Annotated in this window: 16 protein-coding genes; 12 read left to right on the top strand and 4 right to left on the bottom strand. The window is 73.6% G+C overall.

All coding sequences use genetic code 11. The features are described from left to right. The first annotated feature begins 182 nt into the window (after positions 1-182). The 9 genes from ABZ479_RS12405 to ABZ479_RS12445 all read left to right on the top strand — a co-directional run bounded on the left by ABZ479_RS12405 (position 183) and on the right by ABZ479_RS12445 (position 10,517). Positions 183-2,306 carry a molybdopterin oxidoreductase family protein gene (locus ABZ479_RS12405; RefSeq protein WP_500461549.1) on the top strand — a complete coding sequence of 708 codons (2,124 nt, stop codon included), beginning with the start codon at positions 183-185 and terminating at the stop codon, positions 2,304-2,306. Between the two features lie 60 nt (positions 2,307-2,366). Continuing rightward, positions 2,367-2,576, top strand: coding sequence for a type II toxin-antitoxin system VapB family antitoxin (locus ABZ479_RS12410; RefSeq protein ID WP_500461687.1), 210 nt, complete (start codon positions 2,367-2,369; stop codon positions 2,574-2,576). A 278-nt stretch (positions 2,577-2,854) separates the two neighbouring features. Continuing rightward, positions 2,855-4,099, top strand: a complete 1,245-nt coding sequence (locus ABZ479_RS12415; RefSeq protein ID WP_500461550.1) for an NAD(P)/FAD-dependent oxidoreductase — start codon at positions 2,855-2,857, stop codon at positions 4,097-4,099. Position 4,100: 1 nt separating this feature from the next. Beyond that, on the top strand, positions 4,101-6,686 hold the full coding sequence (nirB, locus tag ABZ479_RS12420; protein ID WP_500461551.1) for a nitrite reductase large subunit NirB: 2,586 nt from the start codon (positions 4,101-4,103) through the stop codon (positions 6,684-6,686). Then, positions 6,683-7,015 carry a nitrite reductase small subunit NirD gene (gene nirD, locus ABZ479_RS12425; protein ID WP_499598811.1) on the top strand — a complete coding sequence of 111 codons (333 nt, stop codon included), beginning with the start codon at positions 6,683-6,685 and terminating at the stop codon, positions 7,013-7,015. Before nirB ends, nirD begins: the two co-directional genes overlap by 4 nt. 28 nt (positions 7,016-7,043) lie before the next feature. Continuing rightward, positions 7,044-7,691: a PhzF family phenazine biosynthesis protein gene (locus tag ABZ479_RS12430; protein ID WP_500461552.1), complete on the top strand. Its 648-nt coding sequence runs from the start codon at positions 7,044-7,046 to the stop codon at positions 7,689-7,691. Positions 7,692-8,009: 318 nt separating this feature from the next. Continuing rightward, positions 8,010-8,207: an antitoxin gene (locus tag ABZ479_RS12435; protein WP_500461553.1), complete on the top strand. Its 198-nt coding sequence runs from the start codon at positions 8,010-8,012 to the stop codon at positions 8,205-8,207. Between the two features lie 60 nt (positions 8,208-8,267). After that, positions 8,268-9,194 carry an oxidoreductase gene (locus ABZ479_RS12440; protein ID WP_500461554.1) on the top strand — a complete coding sequence of 309 codons (927 nt, stop codon included), beginning with the start codon at positions 8,268-8,270 and terminating at the stop codon, positions 9,192-9,194. A 165-nt stretch (positions 9,195-9,359) separates the two neighbouring features. Further along, positions 9,360-10,517, top strand: a complete 1,158-nt coding sequence (locus tag ABZ479_RS12445; RefSeq protein ID WP_500461555.1) for an alkaline phosphatase PhoX — start codon at positions 9,360-9,362, stop codon at positions 10,515-10,517. 84 nt (positions 10,518-10,601) lie between these two features. Here ABZ479_RS12445 and ppdK read toward each other — a convergent pair whose 3' ends face one another. Beyond that, positions 10,602-13,298 carry a pyruvate, phosphate dikinase gene (ppdK, locus tag ABZ479_RS12450; RefSeq protein ID WP_499599342.1) on the bottom strand — a complete coding sequence of 899 codons (2,697 nt, stop codon included), beginning with the start codon at positions 13,296-13,298 and terminating at the stop codon, positions 10,602-10,604. 429 nt (positions 13,299-13,727) lie between these two features. Next, on the bottom strand, positions 13,728-14,876 hold the full coding sequence (gene dusB / locus ABZ479_RS12455; protein ID WP_500461556.1) for a tRNA dihydrouridine synthase DusB: 1,149 nt from the start codon (positions 14,874-14,876) through the stop codon (positions 13,728-13,730). Positions 14,877-14,973: 97 nt separating this feature from the next. On the opposite strand from dusB, the gene ABZ479_RS12460 reads away from it, so the two are divergent. Next, positions 14,974-16,386: an MFS transporter gene (locus tag ABZ479_RS12460; RefSeq protein WP_500461557.1), complete on the top strand. Its 1,413-nt coding sequence runs from the start codon at positions 14,974-14,976 to the stop codon at positions 16,384-16,386. Beyond that, on the top strand, positions 16,383-16,853 hold the full coding sequence (locus tag ABZ479_RS12465; RefSeq protein WP_500461558.1) for a MarR family winged helix-turn-helix transcriptional regulator: 471 nt from the start codon (positions 16,383-16,385) through the stop codon (positions 16,851-16,853). Before ABZ479_RS12460 ends, ABZ479_RS12465 begins: the two co-directional genes overlap by 4 nt. Positions 16,854-16,887: 34 nt before the next feature. On the opposite strand, the gene ABZ479_RS12470 is transcribed toward ABZ479_RS12465, so the two are convergent. Continuing rightward, the gene (locus tag ABZ479_RS12470) at positions 16,888-17,868 is read right to left on the bottom strand and encodes a helix-turn-helix domain-containing protein (RefSeq protein WP_500461559.1); all 981 of its coding nucleotides are present in this window, start codon (positions 17,866-17,868) and stop codon (positions 16,888-16,890) included. Positions 17,869-18,063: 195 nt separating this feature from the next. Between ABZ479_RS12470 and ybiA the strand changes: the two genes are divergently transcribed. Then, positions 18,064-18,651 (top strand): riboflavin biosynthesis intermediates N-glycosidase, encoded by a 588-nt coding sequence (gene ybiA, locus ABZ479_RS12475; protein WP_500461560.1) that lies wholly within the window; start codon positions 18,064-18,066, stop codon positions 18,649-18,651. Here ybiA and ABZ479_RS12480 read toward each other — a convergent pair. Continuing rightward, positions 18,632-19,498 (bottom strand): helix-turn-helix transcriptional regulator, encoded by an 867-nt coding sequence (locus ABZ479_RS12480; protein ID WP_500461561.1) that lies wholly within the window; start codon positions 19,496-19,498, stop codon positions 18,632-18,634. The genes ybiA and ABZ479_RS12480 overlap by 20 nt on opposite strands. Positions 19,499-19,635 lie beyond the last annotated feature (137 nt).

Here is a 19,635-nt window from a genome sequence, read left to right on the forward strand (position 1 = left end):
ACCAATCGCGCCGGGCAATCGGGAGGGAGGGCGGGCGGACGCCCGCCGCAGGCGCAACGCACCCGCACACAACGACGGCGCCGCACCCTCACAACCGGTGCAGCCCCGCGGGGAGCCCCCCGTGCGGCCCCCGTAACCCCCACGGGCGCGACGCGAAACACCGGCGCCGCATCGTGGACGCCATGAGCGTGAGCCCCGGCGGAACCGTCGACACCCACTGCCCCTACTGCGCCCTGCAGTGCGGAATGGGCCTCCGCCCCGCCGCCGGGGGCGGGGGCGTCCCGGACGTCGTGGAGCGGGACTTCCCCGTGAACAGGGGCGCCCTGTGCGGAAAGGGCCGCACCGCGCCCGCCGTGCTGGCCCCGTCGGTCCGGCTGACCGGCCCCCTGGTCAGGGACCCCGCCTCCGGGCGGTTGGAGCCCGCCTCGTGGGAGGACGCCCTGGACCGGGTCGCGGAAGGCCTGCGCCGGGTGCGGGCCGCCCACGGCCCCGACGCCGTCGGTGTGTTCGGCGGCGGGGGGCTGACGAACGAGAAGGCGTACGCCCTGGGCAAGTTCGCCCGCGTCGTGCTGCGGACGTCCCAGATCGACTACAACGGCCGCTTCTGCATGTCCTCCGCCGCGGCCGCCCACTCCAGGGCCTTCGGGCTGGACCGGGGCCTGCCGTTCCCGCTGGCGGACGTCCCGCGGACCGGCTGCGTGATCCTGGTCGGCTCGAACCTCGCCGAGACGATGCCGCCGGCGCTGCGGTACTTCACGGAGCTGAGGGAGAACGGCGGCCGGCTGATCGTCGTGGACCCGCGGCGTACGCGCACCGCCGAGCACGCCGACCTGCACCTGCAGCCGCGTCCGGGCACCGACCTCGCCCTCGCGCTGGGCCTGCTGCACCTGGTCGTCGCGCAGGGCCGCGTGGACGAGGACTTCGTCGCGGAGCGGACGACCGGCTGGCCGGAGGCGCGCGCCGCGGCGATGACGCTCTGGCCCGAGCTGGTCGAGCGGATCACGGGGGTGCCGGTGCCGCGACTGCGCGAGGCGGTGGAGATGTTCTGCGGCGTGCCGGACGCCATGGTGCTCACCGCGCGCGGCCCTGAGCAGCAGTCGAAGGGCACGGACACGGTGAGCGCGTGGATCAACCTGTGCCTGGCGACGGGCCGCGCGGGGCGCCCGCTGTCCGGGTACGGCTGCCTCACGGGGCAGGGCAACGGCCAGGGCGGCCGGGAGCACGGCCAGAAGGCCGACCAGCTGCCGGGCTACCGCAGGCTCGACGACCCGGCGGCCCGCGCCCACGTGGCCGGGGTGTGGGGGGTCGACCCGGACGACCTGCCGGGGCCGGGGCGCAGCGCGTACGAGTTGCTGGACGCGCTGGGCCGGGACGTGAAGGGCCTGCTGCTCATGGGCTCCAACCCGGTGGTCTCCGCGCCGCGGGCGGCGCACGTCACGGAGCGCGTCGCGGCGCTGGACTTCCTCGCCGTGTGCGACGTGGTGCTCTCGGAGACGGCGGCGATGGCCGACGTGGTGCTGCCCGTGACGCAGTGGGCCGAGGAGACGGGCACCACGACCAACCTGGAGGGCAGGGTGCTGCTGCGGCGCAGGGCCGTGGACCCGCCGGAGGGCGTGCGCAGCGACCTGGACGTGCTGAACGCGCTGGCCGCGCGACTGGGTACGGATAAGGGCTTCCCGGCCGACCCGGAGGAGGTCTTCGACGAGCTGCGCCGCGCGTCGGCGGGCGGGCCCGCGGACTACTCGGGGATCACCTACCGCCGGATCGAGGCGGAGGACGGGGTGTTCTGGCCGTGCCCGGACGTCCCGGCCGGGGAGTCCGCCGCGCACCCGGGCACGCCCCGGCTGTTCCTCGACCGGTTCGCGACGCCGGACGGCCGGGCCCGGTTCGTGCCGGTGCTGCACCGGCCGGCGGCCGAGGAGCCGGACGGGGAGTTCCCGCTGTACCTGACGACCGGCCGGGTGCTGGCGCAGTACCAGTCGGGCGCCCAGACGCGGCGGGTGGCGGAGCTGAACGCCGCCGCGCCCGGTCCCTTCGTGCAGCTCCACCCCCGCCTGGCGGAGCGCATCGGCGTCGCCGAGGGCGACCCGGTCGCCGTCACCTCCCGCCGGGGCCGCGCGGTGGCGCCGGCCCGGGTGGACGGCGCGATCCGTCCGGACACGGTCTTCATGCCCTTCCACTGGGCGGGCGAGGGCCGCGCGAACACCCTCACCAATCCGGCGCTCGACCCGACGTCCCGGATGCCCGAGTTCAAGGTGTGCGCGGTCCGTGTCGAGCGGGCGGAGCCGCGGACCACCGGTCTCTGAAAGCCCTGTTGGGATACCGGCATCCTGGCTGACATCCACCGGGAGGCCGCCGTGACACGCATGGTCATCGATCTGGACGACGCGCTGCTCGCCCTCGCCCAGCGGCAGCTCGGCACCGGGACGAAGCGCGAGACGATCAACCTGGCCCTGTCGATGGCGGCCGGGACGAGCGCCGACGACCGTGCCCGCGGGCTCGCGTGGCTCCAGGAGCATGCCGAGGACGTCCTGGACTTCGGCCACTTGGCCGAGCAGGAGCGCGGCGGCCGATGAGCCGCCTCGGCGGTGTGGCGCCTGTTGCGGCAGCGGGCCCCCGAGCCGTGGCCCACACATCGGTGTGCGTGCCGATCGGACGACGAGCCGTTCCTCGTCGTACTGCGCCGGACCGTCGCCTGGTGCCCGGCGCTCGGTGATCCCCGAGGTCCGGCCCGGGATCGTAGTCGGATGCCGCTTCGGGCTCACAGCAGGTCCGGGCCAGCGCTGAGGGCACCGTTCCCCGGGGGAAACGACGGGGATGCGGCCGGGTAACAGCGGCACCGCAGGCTCGTGCCATGAGGATGGTGGTGGTCGGCGGCGGAATGGCGGGGGCGCGCCTCGCGCAGCGTCTGGCGCCCTCCGGCGCGGACGTGACGGTGGTCGGCGAGGAGCGGCACGCCCCGTACAACCGGGTGCTGCTCGCGGAGGTGCTGGCGGGCCGGTACGCGCCGGAGGCGGTCGCGCTGCCCGGGGTGCCCGGCGCGGTGCAGCGCCGGGGGGTCCGGGTGGTGCGGATCGACCGTGCCGAGCGGGCCGTGGTCTGCGACGACGGCGGGGTGCTCCGGTACGACCGGCTGGTGCTGGCGACCGGCTCCAACCCCGTACTGCCGCCGCTGCGCGGGCTGTTCGCGCAGGACGGCGGCTCCTTCCCGGAGGGGGTGCACGCCTTCCGGACGATGGACGACTGCCTGGCGCTGTCCGCTGCGGCTCACCCCGGGGTGCGGGCGGTGGTCGTCGGCGGCGGGCTGCTCGGGGTGTCGGCGGCGCGGGCGCTGGCGGCGCGCGGGGCGCAGGTGGTGGTCGCCACCCAGGGCGAGCACCTGATGGAACGCCATCTCGACCGCGCCGCCTCGGAGTTGCTGCGCGTGCATTTGGAGGGGCTGGGCGTCGAGGTGCACACCCAGTGCCGGGTGCGCGGTCTGCTGACCCGTGACGCGGACGGCGGCGCGCAGCCTTCGCGGCGGGCGGCGCCCGGCGTCGTCACCGCGGTCGAACTCGCCGACGGCTACCGCCTCGGCACCGACCTGGTCGTACTGGCCTGCGGCGTCCGGCCGCGGGTCGGGCTGGCCCGGGCGGCGGGGCTGGCGGTCGCCCAGGGGGTGGTGGTGGACGACGCGCTGCGCACCTCGGACCCGTCGGTGCACGCCGTCGGCGACTGCGCCCAGCACGACGGCGTCGTCTACGGCCTCGCGGGCCCGGCAACCGAGCAGGCGGACGCGCTGGCGGACGTCCTGACGGCCGGCCCCGCACCCCGGTACGGCGGCACCCGTTCGCTGACCCGGCTCACCCTCAACGGCCCGGCGGCCCTGGACATCGCCTCCTTCGGCGAGACCACCCCCGCACCGGGCGACGACGTGCTCCGGCTCGCCGACGCCACGCGCGGCGCGTACCGGAAGGTCGTCCTGCGCGGTGACCGCCTCGTCGGCGGCATCCTCCTCGGCGACCTCAGCACCGTGGGCGCCCTCGCCCGCACCTGGGAGGGCGACGAGGCACTGCCCGCTCCCCCGCTCCACCTGCTCACCGACAACGGAGGGTCCTGACATGACCACGCCCACCATTGTGCTCGTCGGCCACGGGATGGTCGGACAGCGGTTCCTGGAGGCGCTGGCCGACCGGGGCCTGACCTCCCGCGCCCGGGTGGTGGTGCTCTGCGAGGAGCCCCGCCCGGCGTACGACCGCGTCCACCTCAGCTCGTACTTCGCCGGCACCGGCCCGGAGGCGCTCTCCCTGGTGGAGGCCGGCTTCATGGCGGAGCACGGCATCGAACTGCACCTGGGCGACCCGGCGGTGGCCGTCGACCGGGAGGCCCGGACCGTCACCTCCCGCTCCGGCCGCACCGTCGGCTACGACACCCTGGTGCTCGCCACCGGCTCCTACCCCTTCGTGCCGCCGGTCCCCGGCAAGGACGCGGGCGGCTGCTTCGTCTACCGCACCATCGAGGACCTGCTGGCCATCGAGGAGTACGCGATGACCTCCCGCACCGGCGCGGTGGTCGGCGGCGGGCTCCTCGGGCTGGAGGCGGCGGGCGCCCTCAAGGGCCTCGGACTGGACACGCACGTCGTGGAGTTCGCGCCCCGGCTGATGCCGGTGCAGGTCGACGAGGGCGGCGGCGAGGCGCTGCGGCGCACCGTCGAGGACATGGGCGTGACCGTCCACACGGGGGTGGGCACGCAGGAGATCCTCACGGCGGGCGACGGCTCGGTCCGGGGCATGGCGCTGTCGGACGGCTCGTCGCTCGACGCCGACCTGGTGGTCTTCTCGGCCGGCGTACGGCCGCGCGACCAGCTCGCCCGGGAGTGCGGGCTGCCGGTCGGCGAGCGCGGCGGCATCGTCGTCGACGCGACCTGCCGCACCGAGGACCCGCACGTCTACGCGATCGGCGAGTGCGCCCTCGCCTCGGACGGCCGGGTGTACGGCCTGGTCGCGCCGGGCTACGACATGGCGGAGACCGCGGCGAAGGCCGTCGCCGGCGAGGAGGGCTCCTTCACCGGCGCCGACACCTCCACCAAGCTGAAGCTGCTCGGCGTGGACGTGGCCTCCTTCGGCGACGCGCACGGCGCGACCGCGGGCTGCCTCGACGTGGTCTACTCCGACTCCCGCTCCGGGGTCTACAAGAAGCTGGTCGTCTCGCCGGACGGTGTGCTGCTGGGCGGCATCCTGGTCGGCGACGCCGAGCAGTACGGCATGCTGCGCCCGCTCACCGGCTCGGTGCCCCCGGTACCCGCCGAGCAACTGGTGCTCCCGGCGGGCGCGGGCGCCCCCGTGGCGCTGGGCCCGTCCGCACTGCCCGACGGGGCGGTCATCTGCTCCTGCCACAACGTCACCAAGGGCACGATCCGCGGCGCGGTCACCGAGCACGGCTGCGCCACCGTCCCCGAGGTGAAGAAGTGCACCAGGGCCGGGACCGGCTGCGGCAGTTGCGTGAAGGTGCTGGGCCAGCTGGTCACGGCCGAACTGGAGGCCTCGGGCGTCGAGGTCGACAAGGGGCTGTGCGGCTGCTTCGCCCACACCCGCCAGGAGCTCTACGAGATCGTGCGGGCGCTGCGGATCACCGGTTTCCGCGAGCTGCTCGACCGGCACGGCCGCGAGGGCGCCCGCGGCGGCGAGGGCTGCGAGGTCTGCAAGCCGGCCGTCGGCTCGATCATCGCCTCGCTCGCCCCGACGATCGGCGCCTCCGGCTACGTCCTGGACGGCGAGCAGGCCGCGCTGCAGGACACCAACGACCACTTCCTGGCCAACCTGCAGCGCAACGGCTCGTACTCGATCGTGCCGCGCATCCCGGGCGGCGAGATCACCCCGCAGAAGCTGATCGTGATCGGCGAGGTGGCCCGCGACTTCGGCCTCTACACCAAGATCACCGGGGGGCAGCGGATCGACCTGTTCGGCGCCCGGGTCGACCAGCTCCCGGCGATCTGGACCCGGCTGGTGGACGCCGGCTTCGAGTCCGGGCACGCCTACGGCAAGGCGCTGCGCACCGTGAAGTCCTGCGTCGGGCAGACCTGGTGCCGCTACGGCGTGCAGGACAGCGTCCGCATGGCCATCGACCTGGAGCTGCGCTACCGGGGCCTGCGCTCCCCGCACAAGCTCAAGTCGGCCGTCTCCGGCTGCCAGCGCGAGTGCGCGGAGGCGCGGAGCAAGGACTTCGGCGTCATCGCCACGGTGGGCGGCTGGAACCTCTACGTCGGCGGCAACGGCGGTGCCACCCCGCGCCACGCGGACCTGCTCGCCCAGGACCTGGACGACGCCGGACTCGTCCGGCTGGTCGACCGCTTCCTGATGTTCTACATCCGCACCGCCGACCGCCTGGAGCGCACCTCCGCCTGGCTGGAGCGGATCGATGGCGGGCTCGGCCACGTACGGGACGTCGTCGTCCACGACTCGCTCGGCATCTGCGCGGAGCTGGAACGCCAGATGGCCGACCACGTCGCCAACTACCGCGACGAGTGGGCGCAGACGCTGGACGACCCGGAGCGGCTGCGGCGCTTCGTCTCCTTCGTCAACGCGCCCGGCGTGCCCGACCCCTCCGTCCGCTTCGTCCCCGAGCGGGACCAGGTCAGGCCCGACCTCGGCCTGCTGGCCGGCCCCGTGCTCCCCGTCCGCACCCTCGAAGGGACCACCACCGCATGAACGTCGAAGTCCTCCTGCCCGGCACCGCCGACTGGTTCGCCGTCTGCGGGCACGACGCCCTCACCCCCGGCCGCGGCGTCGCCGCGCTCCTCCCCGACGGCCGGCAGGCGGCCCTCTTCACCGACCGGCACGGGCGGGCGTACGCCATCGACAACCGCGACCCCTTCACCGGCGCCTACGTCCTGTCCCGCGGCCTGCTCGGCTCGACCGCCGAGGGCCGGGCCTTCGTCGCCTCGCCGCTGCTCAAGCAGCGCTTCGACCTCGAGAGCGGCCGCTGCCTCGACGACGAGGCGGTCTCGGTCCCGGCCTTCCCCGTGCGGATGCGGTGAGGGGCGCGGCACCTGCTTGAATCGGCCCATGGCCGACATCGAGGTGCTGCGGGTGTTCACGGGTCCCGACGGACGGGGCGGGAACCTGCTCGCAGTGGTGCGGGACGGCGCGTCCGTGCCCGGGGCGCAGGCGCGGCAGCGGCTGGCCGCGGAGCTCGGTCACAGCGAGACCGTCTTCGTCGACGACGCCGCACGCGGCGTCGTCGACATCTGGACGCCGAGCGGGCGGCTGCCCTTCGCGGGTCATCCGACGGTGGGCACGGCGTGGTTGCTCGGGGCGGAGGTGCTCCGGCCGCCGGCCGGCGAGGTGAGGGCCTGGGCGGACGGGGACTTCACCTGGGTGCGCGGCCGCGCGGAGTGGGCGGCCGGGCGCCGCACCCAGCGGTTCGACTCGCCCGCGGAGGTGGACGCGCTGCCCGCGCCGCCGCCGGGCGAGGGCTGGCTCTACGCGTGGGCCTGGGCGGACGAGGCCGCCGGGCGGGTCCGCGCACGGGGCTTCCCGCGACGCGGCGACGGGATCGTCGAGGACGAGGCGACGGGGGCCGCCGCGCTGGTGCTCACCGCCGAACTGGGACGCCCGCTGGACGTCCGCCAGGGCGTCGCCTCCCAGATCCTGACCCGCCCCCACCCCGACGGCACCGTCGACATCGGCGGCCGGGTCGTCCCGGCCCCCTGACCCGCCGGCCGGCCGCCCTCGCCCGCGGCCGCACCTCGCGCGCCCTGCTCCATCCCGATCGCCGAACAGGTCGTTGCCGGGTCACGTCACGGACCCGTGGCGGCCGCGAGGCGGGTGCCAGGGGAACGCCGCCGCGCGGGGTGCCCCGGGATGCGCGTACACCGTCCGGCGGGCGGCCGCCATACGAGCCGGCGACCGCGGTCGCGGTGGGCACGGGCCCTCTGACCTGCGGATTTCCGACCCCGCGGGTTCCGGATGCGGATCTTCGTCGGGGCGGTGATGCTGAAAGCAGTGCCACTGACGGCGAGGAGGACAGCGATGTCCATGTTCGACAAGATCAAGGCCAAGCTGAGGGGCCACGAGAGCCAGGCCCAGAAGGGCATCGACAAGGGCGGCGACATGCTGGACGACAAGACCGGCGGGAAGTACCAGCGCCAGGTCGACACCGCTCAGGACAAGCTGGGCGACGAGTTCGGCTCGGGCAGCACCGGCGAGGACCGTCCCCCGCACTCCTGACGCCGAAGGGCCGTCGCGCACCCGTGTGAAGGGCGGCGCGGCGGCCCTACGCTGGCGCGCATGGTGTGGACCGCGAACGACATCCCGGACCAGAGCGGCCGCACGGCCGTCGTCACCGGCGCGAACAGCGGCATCGGCTACTGCACCGCCCGCGAACTCGCCCGCAGGGGAGCGCGGGTGCTGCTCGCCTGCCGCAGCGAGAGGCGCGGCAAGGAGGTCGTCGAACGGCTGAAGGCGGAGGTGCGGGGCGCCCGCGCCGGGTACCGCCACCTCGACCTGGGGGACCTGTCCTCGGTGCGCGCCTTCGCCGCCGGGTACGACGGCGTCGGCCTCGACCTGCTGGTCAACAACGCCGGTGTGATGGCCCTGCCGTACGGCACCACCGCCGACGGCTTCGAGACCCAGATGGGCGTGAACCACCTCGGCCACTTCGCCCTCACCGGGCTGCTGCTGCCGCGCCTGCTGGCCGCCCCGGGCGCCCGGGTCGTCGCCGTCTCCAGCGTCGTCCACGTGGTCGCCACCATCGACCCCGGCGACCTCAACAGCGAGCGCCGCTACCGCCGTTGGATCGCGTACGCCCGTTCCAAGAGCGCCAACCTGCTCTTCGTCCACGAGTTGTCCCGGCGGCTGGCCGCCGCCGGCGCGGGCACCGTCGCCGCGGCGGCGCACCCGGGTTACGCGCGCACGGCGTTGCAGACCCGCGCCGCCCGCATGGAGAACCGCCGGACCGTCGAGCGCGTGGTGGAACTCGGGAACCGGGTCGTCGCCCAGTCCGCCGCCGCCGGCGCGCTCCCGCTGCTGTACGCCGCCACGGCCCCCGGCGTACGCCCCGACTCCTTCACCGGCCCCCGCTTCCAGGGATGGCGCGGCTCCCCCGCCCCGTCCTGGCGCGCCCCGCGGACCCGCGACGACCGGGCCGGCGAGCTGCTGTGGGCGGCCTCCGAACAGCTCACCGGTGTCCGCTACGGGCTGCCCGCGGCGGAGTGAGCCGGGCGTCCGCGTGCCTCTGCCAGGACGGTGAATCCGACAGACCGTGGCGGAGGGTTCACGCTGCGTTGGCACCGCCGTCAGGGGGCGCACCCTAGCCTTCCGGTGCGCGACCCGCCCGCGGCGATGGGTCCGGGCGGGCCACCCGTCGTCCCTGGAGTGATCGTGGAACGTCGAACCTTCCTGCGCGGAGCGGTGGTCGGCAGCTCGGCGGCCGCCTTCGGCGGCACCCTCATGCGCGGCGCCGTCTACGCCGCGCCCGCCCAGCCCGGCACCGGCCCCTACGGCGCGCTGCAGGCGCCCGACGCCAACGGCATCGCCCTGCCCGCCGGTTTCACCAGTCGTGTCGTCGCCCGCTCCGGCCAGACCGTGGCGGGCACCTCGTACACCTGGCACAGCGCGCCCGACGGCGGCGCGTGCTTCGCCGACGGCACCGGCTGGATCTACGTGTCCAACTCGGAGGTCAACCCGAACGGCGGTGCGAGCGCGGTCCGTTTCAACTCCTCCGGCAACGTCACGGGCGCCTACCGCGTCCTGTCCGGCACCCGGCAGAACTGCGCCGGCGGCCGCACGCCGTGGAACAGCTGGCTGTCCTGCGAGGAGGTCAGCCTCGGTTACGTCTACGAGACCGACCCCCGCGGCGTGCAGGCGGCCGTCCGCCGCGACGCCATGGGCCGGTTCAAGCACGAGGCGGCCGCCGCCGACCCCGTGCGCAGGGTGGTGTACCTGACCGAGGACGAGACCAACGGCTGCTTCTACCGCTTCGTCCCGGCCACCTGGGGCGACCTGTCGGCCGGGACCCTGCAGGTGCTGGTGGCCGGCAGCGCCGCCTCGGGCTCCTTCGGCTGGGCGAACGTGCCCGACCCCGACGGCTCCCCGACCGCCACCCGCAGCCAGGTCTCCGGCGCGAAGCGCTTCAACGGCGGCGAGGGCTGCCACTACGCCGACGACGCCGTCTGGTTCACCACCAAGGGCGACAACCGCGTCTGGCGGCTCGACCTGGCCGCCGGCACCTACGCGCTGGCGTACGACGACTCCCTGGTCTCCGGCACCGCCCCGCTGACCGGCGTGGACAACATCACCGGCAGCTCCTCCGGCGACCTCTACGTCGCCGAGGACGGCGGCTCCATGGAGATCTGCCTGATCACCCCGGCCGACGTCGTCTCGCCGTTCCTGCGGGTCAGCGGCCAGTCCGCCTCCGAGGTCACCGGCCCCGCCTTCTCCCCAGACGGCACCCGGCTGTACTTCTCCTCCCAGCGCGGCACGAGCGGCAGTTCGTCCGGCGGCATCACCTACGAGGTCCGCGGCCCGTTCCGGTCGTGACCGGTCGGAACGGAAGCGGGGGCGGCACCTTCGCACAAAGGTGCCGCCCCCGGTGAGGGTGGGAGATGGTCTTCCGGGCCGGGGTTACCGGCTGTCGCCGCGCCTGCCCTGCGCCGCGGCCCGGCCCGCCTCCAGGCGGGCGACGGGGATGCGGAACGGGGAGCAGGAGACGTAGTCCAGGCCCACCTCGTGGAAGAAGTGGACGGACTCGGGGTCGCCGCCGTGCTCGCCGCACACGCCGAGCTTGAGGCCGGGCCGGGTGGCGCGGCCGGCCTCGGCGGCGGAGCGTACGAGGGAGCCGACGCCGTCCTTGTCGATGGTCTCGAACGGGGAGACGCCGAAGATGCCCTTCTCCAGGTAGGCGGTGAAGAAGCTCGCCTCGACGTCGTCGCGGCTGAAGCCCCAGACCGTCTGCGTCAGGTCGTTGGTGCCGAAGGAGAAGAACTCGGCGGCCTCGGCGATCTGGGCGGCGGTCAGGGCGGCGCGGGGCAGCTCGATCATCGTGCCCAGGGTGAGGCCGAGTTCGGTGCCCGTGGCGGCCTCGACCTCGGCGATGACGGTCCCGGCCTCCTCGCGGACGATCTCCAGCTCCTGGACGGTGCCCACCAGCGGGATCATGATCTCGGCCCGCGGGTCGCCCTTGGCGTTCCTGCGTTCGGCGGCGGCCTCGGCGATGGCCCGCACCTGCATGGCGAACAGCCCGGGGACGACCAGCCCGAGGCGCACGCCGCGCAGACCCAGCATCGGGTTCTGCTCGTGGAGCTTGTGGACGGCCTGCAGCAGCCGCAGGTCGTTCTCGTTGGCGTCCTTGCGCGCCTCGGCGAGGGCCACGCGCACCGACAGTTCGGTGATGTCGGGCAGGAACTCGTGCAGCGGCGGGTCCAGCAGGCGCACGGTGACCGGCAGCCCGTCCATCGCCTCGAACAGCTCGACGAAGTCGGACCTCTGCAGCGGCAGCAGCGCGGAGAGCGCCTTGTCGCGCTCGGATTCGGTGTCGGCGAGGATCAGCCGCTCCACCAGCTCGCGGCGCTCGCCGAGGAACATGTGCTCGGTGCGGCACAGACCGATGCCCTGGGCGCCGAAGCGCCGGGCGCGCGAGGCGTCCTCGGCGTTGTCGGCGTTGGCGCGCACCCGCAGCCGGCGGACCCGGTCCGCGTACGCCATGATCCGGTGCACGGCCCGCACCAGCTCGTCGGCGTCGTCGGCGCCGGCGTGCATGCGGCCCTCGAAGTACTCCACGACCGGGGACGGCACGACCGGCACCTTGCCGAGGTAGACCTTGCCCGAGGAGCCGTCGATGGAGATGACGTCCCCCTCCTCGATGACGACCCCGCCCGGCGCCGTCATCCGGCGGCGCTTGGTGTCGACCTCGAGCTCCTCCGCGCCGCACACGCAGGTCTTGCCCATGCCGCGGGCGACGACGGCGGCGTGCGAGGTCTTGCCGCCCCGGGAGGTGAGGATGCCCTCGGCGGCGATCATGCCGTTGAGGTCGTCGGGGTTGGTCTCGCGGCGGATGAGGATGACCTGCTCGCCGGAGCGCGACCACTTCACGGCGGTGTACGAGTCGAAGACGGCCTTGCCGACCGCGGCGCCCGGAGAGGCGGCGATGCCCCAGCCGATCCGCTCGGCCTTGGCCTTCTCGTCGAAGCGCGGGAACATCAGCTGCGCCAGCTGCGCGCCGTTGACCCGCTGCAGCGCCTCGGCCTCGTCGATCAGGCCCTGGTCGACCAGCTGGGTGGCGATGCGGAAGGCCGCGGCCGCGGTGCGCTTGCCGACGCGGGTCTGCAGCATCCACAGCTTGCCGCGCTCGATGGTGAACTCGATGTCGCACAGGTCCTTGTAGTGCGTCTCGAGGGTCTCCATGATCTGCATCAGCCGGTCGTAGGACGTCTTGTCCAGCTGCTCCAGTTCGGCGAGCGGCACGGTGTTGCGGATGCCCGCCACGACGTCCTCGCCCTGCGCGTTGCACAGGTAGTCGCCGTACACGCCCTGGTGGCCGGTGGCGGGGTCGCGGGTGAAGGCGACGCCGGTGCCGGAGTCGGAGCCGAGGTTGCCGAAGACCATGGAGCAGACGTTGACGGCCGTGCCGAGGTCGCCGGGGATGCGCTCCTGGCGGCGGTAGAGCTTGGCGCGCTCGCCGTTCCACGAGTCGAAGACGGCGCGGACGGCCAGGTCCATCTGCTCGCGCGGGTCCTGCGGGAAGTCCCGCCCGGTCTCCTTGGCGACGACGGCCTTGAACTGGTCGACCAGGGCCCGCAGGTCGGCGGCGTCCAGGTCGAGGTCGTCGTGGGTGCCCTTGGCGCGTTTGGCGTCCTCCAGGGCGTCCTCGAAGAGCTCGCCGTCGACGCCCAGCACGGTCTTGCCGAACATCTGGATGAGGCGCCGGTAGGAGTCCCAGGCGAAGCGCTCGTTGCCGGCCTGCGCGGCCAGGCCCACGACGGAGGCGTCGGAGAGGCCGATGTTGAGGACCGTGTCCATCATGCCCGGCATGCTGAACTTCGCCCCGGAGCGGACGGAGACCAGCAGCGGGTCGTCCGCCTGCCCGAGCCTCTTGCCCATCCGCTGCTCCAGCGCGTCGAGGTGCGCACTCACCTCGTCGCGCAGCGCCGCGGGTTCTGCGCCCGACTCCAGGTAGACCTTGCACGCCTCGGTGGTGATGGTGAAGCCCGGGGGGACGGGCAGACCGAGGTTGGTCATCTCGGCGAGGTTCGCGCCCTTGCCGCCGAGCAGGTCCTTGAGGTCCTTGTTGCCCTCAGTGAAGTCGTAGACGAACTTCTGGATTACTTGTTCTTCCGACACGGGACTCGCTCCTCGCGGCCGGGATGCCCTGACGGCGGGGAGCGTACCCATCTCGAAGGCGCTGCAGTACGTCAATCACCAGGTCACACGGTCGTAACCACCCATCCGCCGAGAGATCGAAAGTCATGGCGCCCCTCCGGGTGACCGGGGGGTGCGTTCAACCGTCGAACACATGCTCTCGCCACGTGATCGGCACACTCGGAACCGGTCACTCCACGTGAGGGATGGCTTGACCATGTGTCCACGACAACGATGGCACCCAGTGCCAGTCATTGGAGAGGTGTGGTGACACTCCACCCGCTCATCTGAGCGACACCCCTATCAGACGTGGCGAGAATCACTCGCCCCGTACGCCCTGCGTCCCACGGTCCGGACCCGGCCCGGACCCCGGCCCGGACCGGCGGAACGTCCTCAGCCGCCCGAAGTGTCCAGCTCGGCGTCGGCACCGACGACCACCGAGCAGTCGTACGGGTCCGCCAGCCAGCCGTCCGGGAGCACCACGCGCTTGCTCCCCGCCGTCCGGCCGCGCGGCCCCTCGGCGCCATCCGGCCATTCCTGGTCCAGGTCGAGGTCGGCGAGGTGGGCGTCGAGCTCGGCGAGGGAGGAGGTCATCGCCAGCTTGCGGCGCATCTCCGAGCCGACCGAGAAGCCCTTGGTGTACCAGGCGACGTGCTTGCGGAAGTCGATGACGCCGCGCTCCTCGTCGCCCAGCCACTCCCCCAGCAGCCCGGCGTGGCGCCGCATGACGCCGGCGACCTCGCGCAGCGTCGGGGCGGCCGGGGCGCCGCCGCCCTCGAAGGCGGCCACGAGGTCGCCGAAGAGCCAGGGACGGCCGAGGCAGCCGCGGCCGACGACGACGCCGTCGCAGCCGGTCTCCCGCATCATCCGGACCGCGTCCGCGGCGCTCCAGACGTCCCCGTTGCCCAGCACCGGGATCTCCGGGACGTGCTCCTTGAGGCGGGCGATCGCCTCCCAGTCGGCCGTGCCGCCGTAGTGCTGGGCGGCGGTCCTGCCGTGCAGCGCGACGGCGGTCACGCCCTCCTCGACGGCGATCCGGCCGGCGTCCAGGTAGGTGGTGTGGTCGTCGTCGATGCCCTTGCGCATCTTGATCGTGACCGGCAGGTCGCCCGCGTTGCCGACCGCCTCGCGCAGGATCGAGCGGAGCAGGTTGCGCTTGTAGGGCAGGGCCGAGCCGCCGCCCTTGCGGGTCACCTTGGGGACCGGGCAGCCGAAGTTGAGGTCGATGTGGTCGGCGAGGTCCTCGTCGACGATCATCCGGACCGCCTTGCCGACGGTGACCGGGTCGACCCCGTACAACTGGATCGAGCGCGGCTTCTCGCCGTCGTCGAAGTGGATCAGCTGCATGGTCTTGTCGTTGCGCTCGACGAGGGCCCGGGTCGTGATCATCTCCGAGACGAAGAGCCCCTTGCCGCCGGAGAACCCGCGGCACAGCGTGCGGAACGGCGCGTTGGTGATCCCGGCCATCGGCGCCAGCACCACCGGCGGCCACACGGTGTGCGGGCCGATGCGGAGTGCGGGAGCGGTGGCGTCAGCAGTCATGCGGACCATTCTCGCGTATCGCCGGGGGGACACTGGGTGTAGCGTGAAATGGTTACACACGTACAACCAATCCGGATCAAGGGAGACCGAACAGCCGATGCCCGAGCTGAGCCGGGGCCGACGTCTGCTGGTGCTGGCGATCTGCTGCATGAGCCTGCTGATCGTCAGCCTCGACAACACCATCCTCAATGTCGCACTGCCCGCCATGCGGCGGGACCTCCACACGTCCATCTCCGGACTGCAGTGGACCATCGACGCCTACACGCTCGTGCTGGCCTCGCTGCTCATGCTCTCCGGCTCCACCGCCGACCGGATCGGCCGGCGCCGGATCTTCCGCACCGGCCTGGTGATCTTCACCGTGGCCTCCGCGCTGTGCAGCATCGCCCCCAGCCTGGAGTGGCTGGTGGTCTTCCGCATGCTGCAGGCGGTCGGCGGTTCGATGCTCAACCCCGTCGCCATGTCGATCATCACCAACGTCTTCACGGACCCGCGCGAACGCGCGCGGGCGATCGGGGCGTGGGGCGGCGTCGTCGGCATCAGCATGGCCGCCGGGCCGATCATCGGCGGCGCGCTCGTGGAGACGGTCGGCTGGCGCTCGGTGTTCTGGATCAACCTGCCCATCGGCGTGCTGGCCCTGGTGCTGACCGCGCTGTACGTGCCCGAGTCCCGGGCGCCCCGGCCGCGCCGCATCGACCCGGTCGGCCAGTTGCTGGTCGTCGCGCTGCTCGGCTCGCTGACGTACGCCATCATCGAGGCGCCCGCGGCGGGCTGGGGCTCCCCGGTCATCGTCGGCTGCCTCGTGCTCGCCCTGTGCTCCGCGATGGGCCTGGTCCTCTACGAGCGACGGCGCAGGGAACCGCTGATCGACCCGCGCTTCTTCCGCAGCGCCCCCTTCAGCGGGGCGACGGTGATAGCGGTCAGCGCCTTCGCCGCCCTCGCCGGCTTCCTGTTCCTCAACACCCTGTACCTCCAGGACGTGCGCGGGCTGTCCGCCCTGGACGCCGGTCTGCACCTGCTGCCGATGGCGGCCATGGCCCTGGTCTGCGCCCCGCTGTCCGGGCGCATCGTCGGCAGTCGCGGCCCGCGGCTGCCGCTGCTGCTGGCGGGCGTGGCCACCACGGCGAGCGGCGTGATGTTCGCCGCGCTGGACGCGACCGCCTCGGACGCGAAGCTGTTCACGGCGTACGTCCTGTTCGGCATCGGCTTCGGCTTCGTCAACGCGCCCATCACCAACACCGCCGTCTCCGGCATGCCGCGCACCCAGGCGGGCGTCGCGGCCGCGGTCGCCTCGACGAGCCGGCAGGTCGGCCAGTCCCTGGGCGTGGCGGTCATGGGCGCCGCGCTCGCCGCCGGGCTCGACCTCACGGCCTGGTGGATCATCACCGGCTGCGGTGTGGCGATCCTGGCGCTCGGCTGGCTGACCTCGGGCCGCTGGGCCGCGGGCACCGCCGAGCGCGCCGCCGAGCGGCTCAGCGCGGACGCCGCCCGCGAGCCGGTGGCTGCCCGGTGACCGGGTCCCGCCCGGTGGACGGTGCCCGGCCGGACGGTGCCCGACCGGACGAGGCCACGGCCACCCGGGTGTGGCGGGGCCTGCGCACCCTCGTCCTGGAACGCAACGAGCGCCGCCGCGAGGTCGCCGACGCCCTCGGGATGAGCTTCTTCCGGGTCAAGGCGCTGCGCCGGATCGCGGCGGCCCCCGTAACCCCCGGGGACCTCGCCGCCGACCTCATGACCGACCGCCCCTACGTCACGCTCGTCGTCGACGACCTCGCCCGGCGGGGTCTGGTGGAACGCACGCCGCACCCTCGGGACCGGCGCCGCAAGCTCCTCAGCGTCACCCCGGCGGGCGCCGCGGCCGCGGGGGAGGCCGACCGCATCCTGGGCACTCCCCCGCCCGGCCTGGTGGAACTGGACCCGGAGGAACTCGCGGCACTGGACCGGGTGGTGACCAAGCTGCTGGGGCCCGCGCAGGGCTGAGGCCCGGGGCCGTGGGCGGCCCCGCGGCGCGGCACTACCGCCGGTGGGGGTCCGCGCTCCCCGGCGCGTGCCGCGACCGCCACTCGCTCGGGCTCACGCCGTACGCCGTCTTGAACACGCGGCTGAAGTGGGGCGCGCTGGCGAACCCCCACCGGTGGGCGATCGCCTCGATCGTCATGAACTGATGCGCCGGCGACGCCAGTTCCCTCCCGCACTCCTCGAGGCGCTGTGTGCGCATCCACTCGCCGAGGGAGATGCCCGCCCGGGACAGGGTCAGGTAGAGCTGCCGTACGGAGACGTGGTGCTCGGCGGCGATGCGTGCGGCCGTCAGATCGGGTTCCGCCAGGTGGAGGCGGACGTACTCCTGGACCTGCCGGAGGAGCGTGCTGTTCACCGGTGCCCCGGTCAGGTCGTCACGGCCCATGAGGATGCCAACCACGCCCCTGACCAGGCCGACGCAGGGCTCCGCGAACAGGGCGGTCTCGGCCTCGCCGGCAGCGGCCCGGTCACGGGCCAGCCGGGTGAAGAACGCCGCCGCGGCAGCCACGACCGGGCGTTCCGCACCGAGTCGCACGGCGGTGACCTGTTCGAGCAGGGACGGCCGCAGCCCCAGGACGTCCGTGGGGACGCGTACGAGGACCGAGTGCATCGCGCCGTCGAAGAGGACCTCGTAGGGCTTCGCGTTCTCCAGCACCACGAACTCCCCCGCCCGCACCACCTCCTGCCTGCCCCCCTGCAGGAAGCGGGAGACCCCCGCCGTCTGGAGGTGCACGAGCACGTGCGGCACCAGGTCCTCGTCCACCGGGGCGGCGGCACGGCGGAGGCCGGCCACGTTCCAGCGGATCTCGGAGACCTTCACCGGCCCCACCGCGTTGGTGGTGACATCGGCCCGCAGGCGATCCGGGTCCGCCGGAAGGTCCACCCCTATGCGTCCGTTGACGGACCACGAGAACGCACGGATCGCGTCCGCCCGGTCGCCGGGGGCCAGCGCCGCCACGTCGAGTCGATCTGCCATGCGGGCCTCCCCTGAACCGGTCGCGGAGCCTGCGTTGCGGGGCAGGCCTCCACGGTACTGCGGCGCCGGCGTCCGGCGTCCGGCATCCGGCATCCGGCATCCGCGGTGGCGACGCCGGGGGGTGGGCGGGGGTGGGCGGGGGTGGGCGGGGAAAACCGGGGGCCGTTGTCGGTGCCCGGCGGTAGCGTCACACACATGACGACGCAGATCACCGAGCCCCGAGACGCCCGTTCCCGCGCGGCGCTGGCGGAGCTGACCGCGCGCGGCGTCCGGGCCAGGTACCTGTTCTTCTGGGGCCACCGGCCGCAGCGCGACGGCGGCGTGGGAGCGGGCTGCCTGAGCCAGTGGTGGCCCTCGGAGTTCACCGTCGACGGTGTCGGCTACGCCACGGCGGAGCACTGGATGATGGCCGGCAAGGCCCGCCTCTTCGGGGACGAGCAGACCCTCGCCCGCATCCTCGCCGCCCCGCACCCGCACGCCGCGAAGAAGCTCGGACGCCAGGTGCGTGGCTTCGACGACGCGACCTGGGAACGGCACCGCGAGGAACTGGTCGTCGAGGGCAACCTCGCCAAGTTCGGCCAGGACCCGGCGCTGCGCGACTACCTGCTGGGCACCGGCTCGCGCGTGCTGGTCGAGGCCAGCCCGGTGGACCGCATATGGGGCATCGGCCTGGCGGCCGACGAGGACGGCGCAGGCGACCCCGCGCGGTGGCGCGGCCTGAACCTGCTGGGCTTCGCCCTCATGGAGGCACGGCAGCGGCTGCTCACACCGGCATCGGCATAGCGCTCGGCGCGGACACGGCCATCTCGTAGAGCCTGTCCAGACGTTCGCGGGTCGCGGCGTCCGCCGGGGAGTAGGTGACCAGCCGCGGGCCCTGGCCGGGGCCGAGCCACAGGTGCGTGAAGTGGAAGGTCAGCAGGCCGACCCGGGGGTTGAGGAAGCGCTTGGTGCGGTTCTCCGGTTCCTGCACCTCGTGCCGCTCCCACAGCTCGCAGAACTCAGGGGAGGCCTGCTCCAGCCGCTTGACCAGGGACTTCCACGCGGGCTCCGCGAGGTGCTCGGCCATCGCCGCACGGTACTTGGCGACCAGCTGCCGGCTGGTCTCGTGCCAGTCGGGCAGGCCCTCGCGCCAGGCGGGGTCGGTGAAGGCCAGCCACATGATGTTGCGGTCCTCGAAGGGGAGCCGGTCGAGGTCGTCGACGAGCCGACCGTAGGTGCGGTTGTGGGCGATGACGTCGGTGCGGCTGTTGAGGACCGCGGCCGGCAGCGGCTCCAGCTTCGCCAGCATCTCCCGGATCTGGTCCGACATCCCCGGGCACTGGGCACGCGGATTGGGGTCCGGGACCCCGGCGAGCAGGAAGAGGTGGGTGCGCTCGTTCGGGTCCAGCATCAGGGCCCGGGCGATGGAGTCGGCGACCTGCGCGGAGATCTGGATCTCGCGGGCCTGTTCGAGCCACGTGTACCAGGTGACCCCGACCGCGGCCAGCTGCGCCACCTCCTCACGGCGCAGCCCGGGGGTGCGCCGTCGGCGGCCGGGCGGGAGGCCGACCTGCTCCGGGGAGATCCGTTCACGGCGGCTGCGGAGGAAGGAAGCGAGCTCGCTCCGCGCGGCGGCGCTGGGAGACGTCATACCTCCAGGGTGCCTGACTCCCCAGGCCATTTCCAGGTGGTCGCGATACCCGGATAAACGGTCTCTGGTACCCCCCTGGGAACAAGGTCATCGTGGCATACGTGACCGATCACAACGAAGCCCCCCTCTCCGCCGGC

Source organism: Streptomyces sp. NPDC005722 (genome assembly GCF_040630935.1).
Classification (GTDB): domain Bacteria; phylum Actinomycetota; class Actinomycetes; order Streptomycetales; family Streptomycetaceae; genus Actinacidiphila.

Excerpts from the sequence above, each read along its gene's own strand:
- ABZ479_RS12405 (WP_500461549.1), top strand. The coding sequence starts at position 183 with ATGAGCGTGAGCCCCGGCGGAACCGTCGACACCCACTGCCCCTACTGC.
- ABZ479_RS12410 (WP_500461687.1), top strand. The coding sequence starts at position 2,367 with ATGGTCATCGATCTGGACGACGCGCTGCTCGCCCTCGCCCAGCGGCAG.
- ABZ479_RS12415 (WP_500461550.1), top strand. The coding sequence starts at position 2,855 with ATGAGGATGGTGGTGGTCGGCGGCGGAATGGCGGGGGCGCGCCTCGCG.
- nirB (WP_500461551.1), top strand. The coding sequence starts at position 4,101 with ATGACCACGCCCACCATTGTGCTCGTCGGCCACGGGATGGTCGGACAG.
- nirD (WP_499598811.1), top strand. The coding sequence starts at position 6,683 with ATGAACGTCGAAGTCCTCCTGCCCGGCACCGCCGACTGGTTCGCCGTC.
- ABZ479_RS12430 (WP_500461552.1), top strand. The coding sequence starts at position 7,044 with ATGGCCGACATCGAGGTGCTGCGGGTGTTCACGGGTCCCGACGGACGG.
- ABZ479_RS12435 (WP_500461553.1), top strand. The coding sequence starts at position 8,010 with ATGTCCATGTTCGACAAGATCAAGGCCAAGCTGAGGGGCCACGAGAGC.
- ABZ479_RS12440 (WP_500461554.1), top strand. The coding sequence starts at position 8,268 with ATGGTGTGGACCGCGAACGACATCCCGGACCAGAGCGGCCGCACGGCC.
- dusB (WP_500461556.1), bottom strand. The coding sequence starts at position 14,876 with ATGACTGCTGACGCCACCGCTCCCGCACTCCGCATCGGCCCGCACACC.
- ABZ479_RS12460 (WP_500461557.1), top strand. The coding sequence starts at position 14,974 with ATGCCCGAGCTGAGCCGGGGCCGACGTCTGCTGGTGCTGGCGATCTGC.
- ABZ479_RS12470 (WP_500461559.1), bottom strand. The coding sequence starts at position 17,868 with ATGGCAGATCGACTCGACGTGGCGGCGCTGGCCCCCGGCGACCGGGCG.
- ybiA (WP_500461560.1), top strand. The coding sequence starts at position 18,064 with ATGACGACGCAGATCACCGAGCCCCGAGACGCCCGTTCCCGCGCGGCG.
- ABZ479_RS12480 (WP_500461561.1), bottom strand. The coding sequence starts at position 19,498 with ATGACGTCTCCCAGCGCCGCCGCGCGGAGCGAGCTCGCTTCCTTCCTC.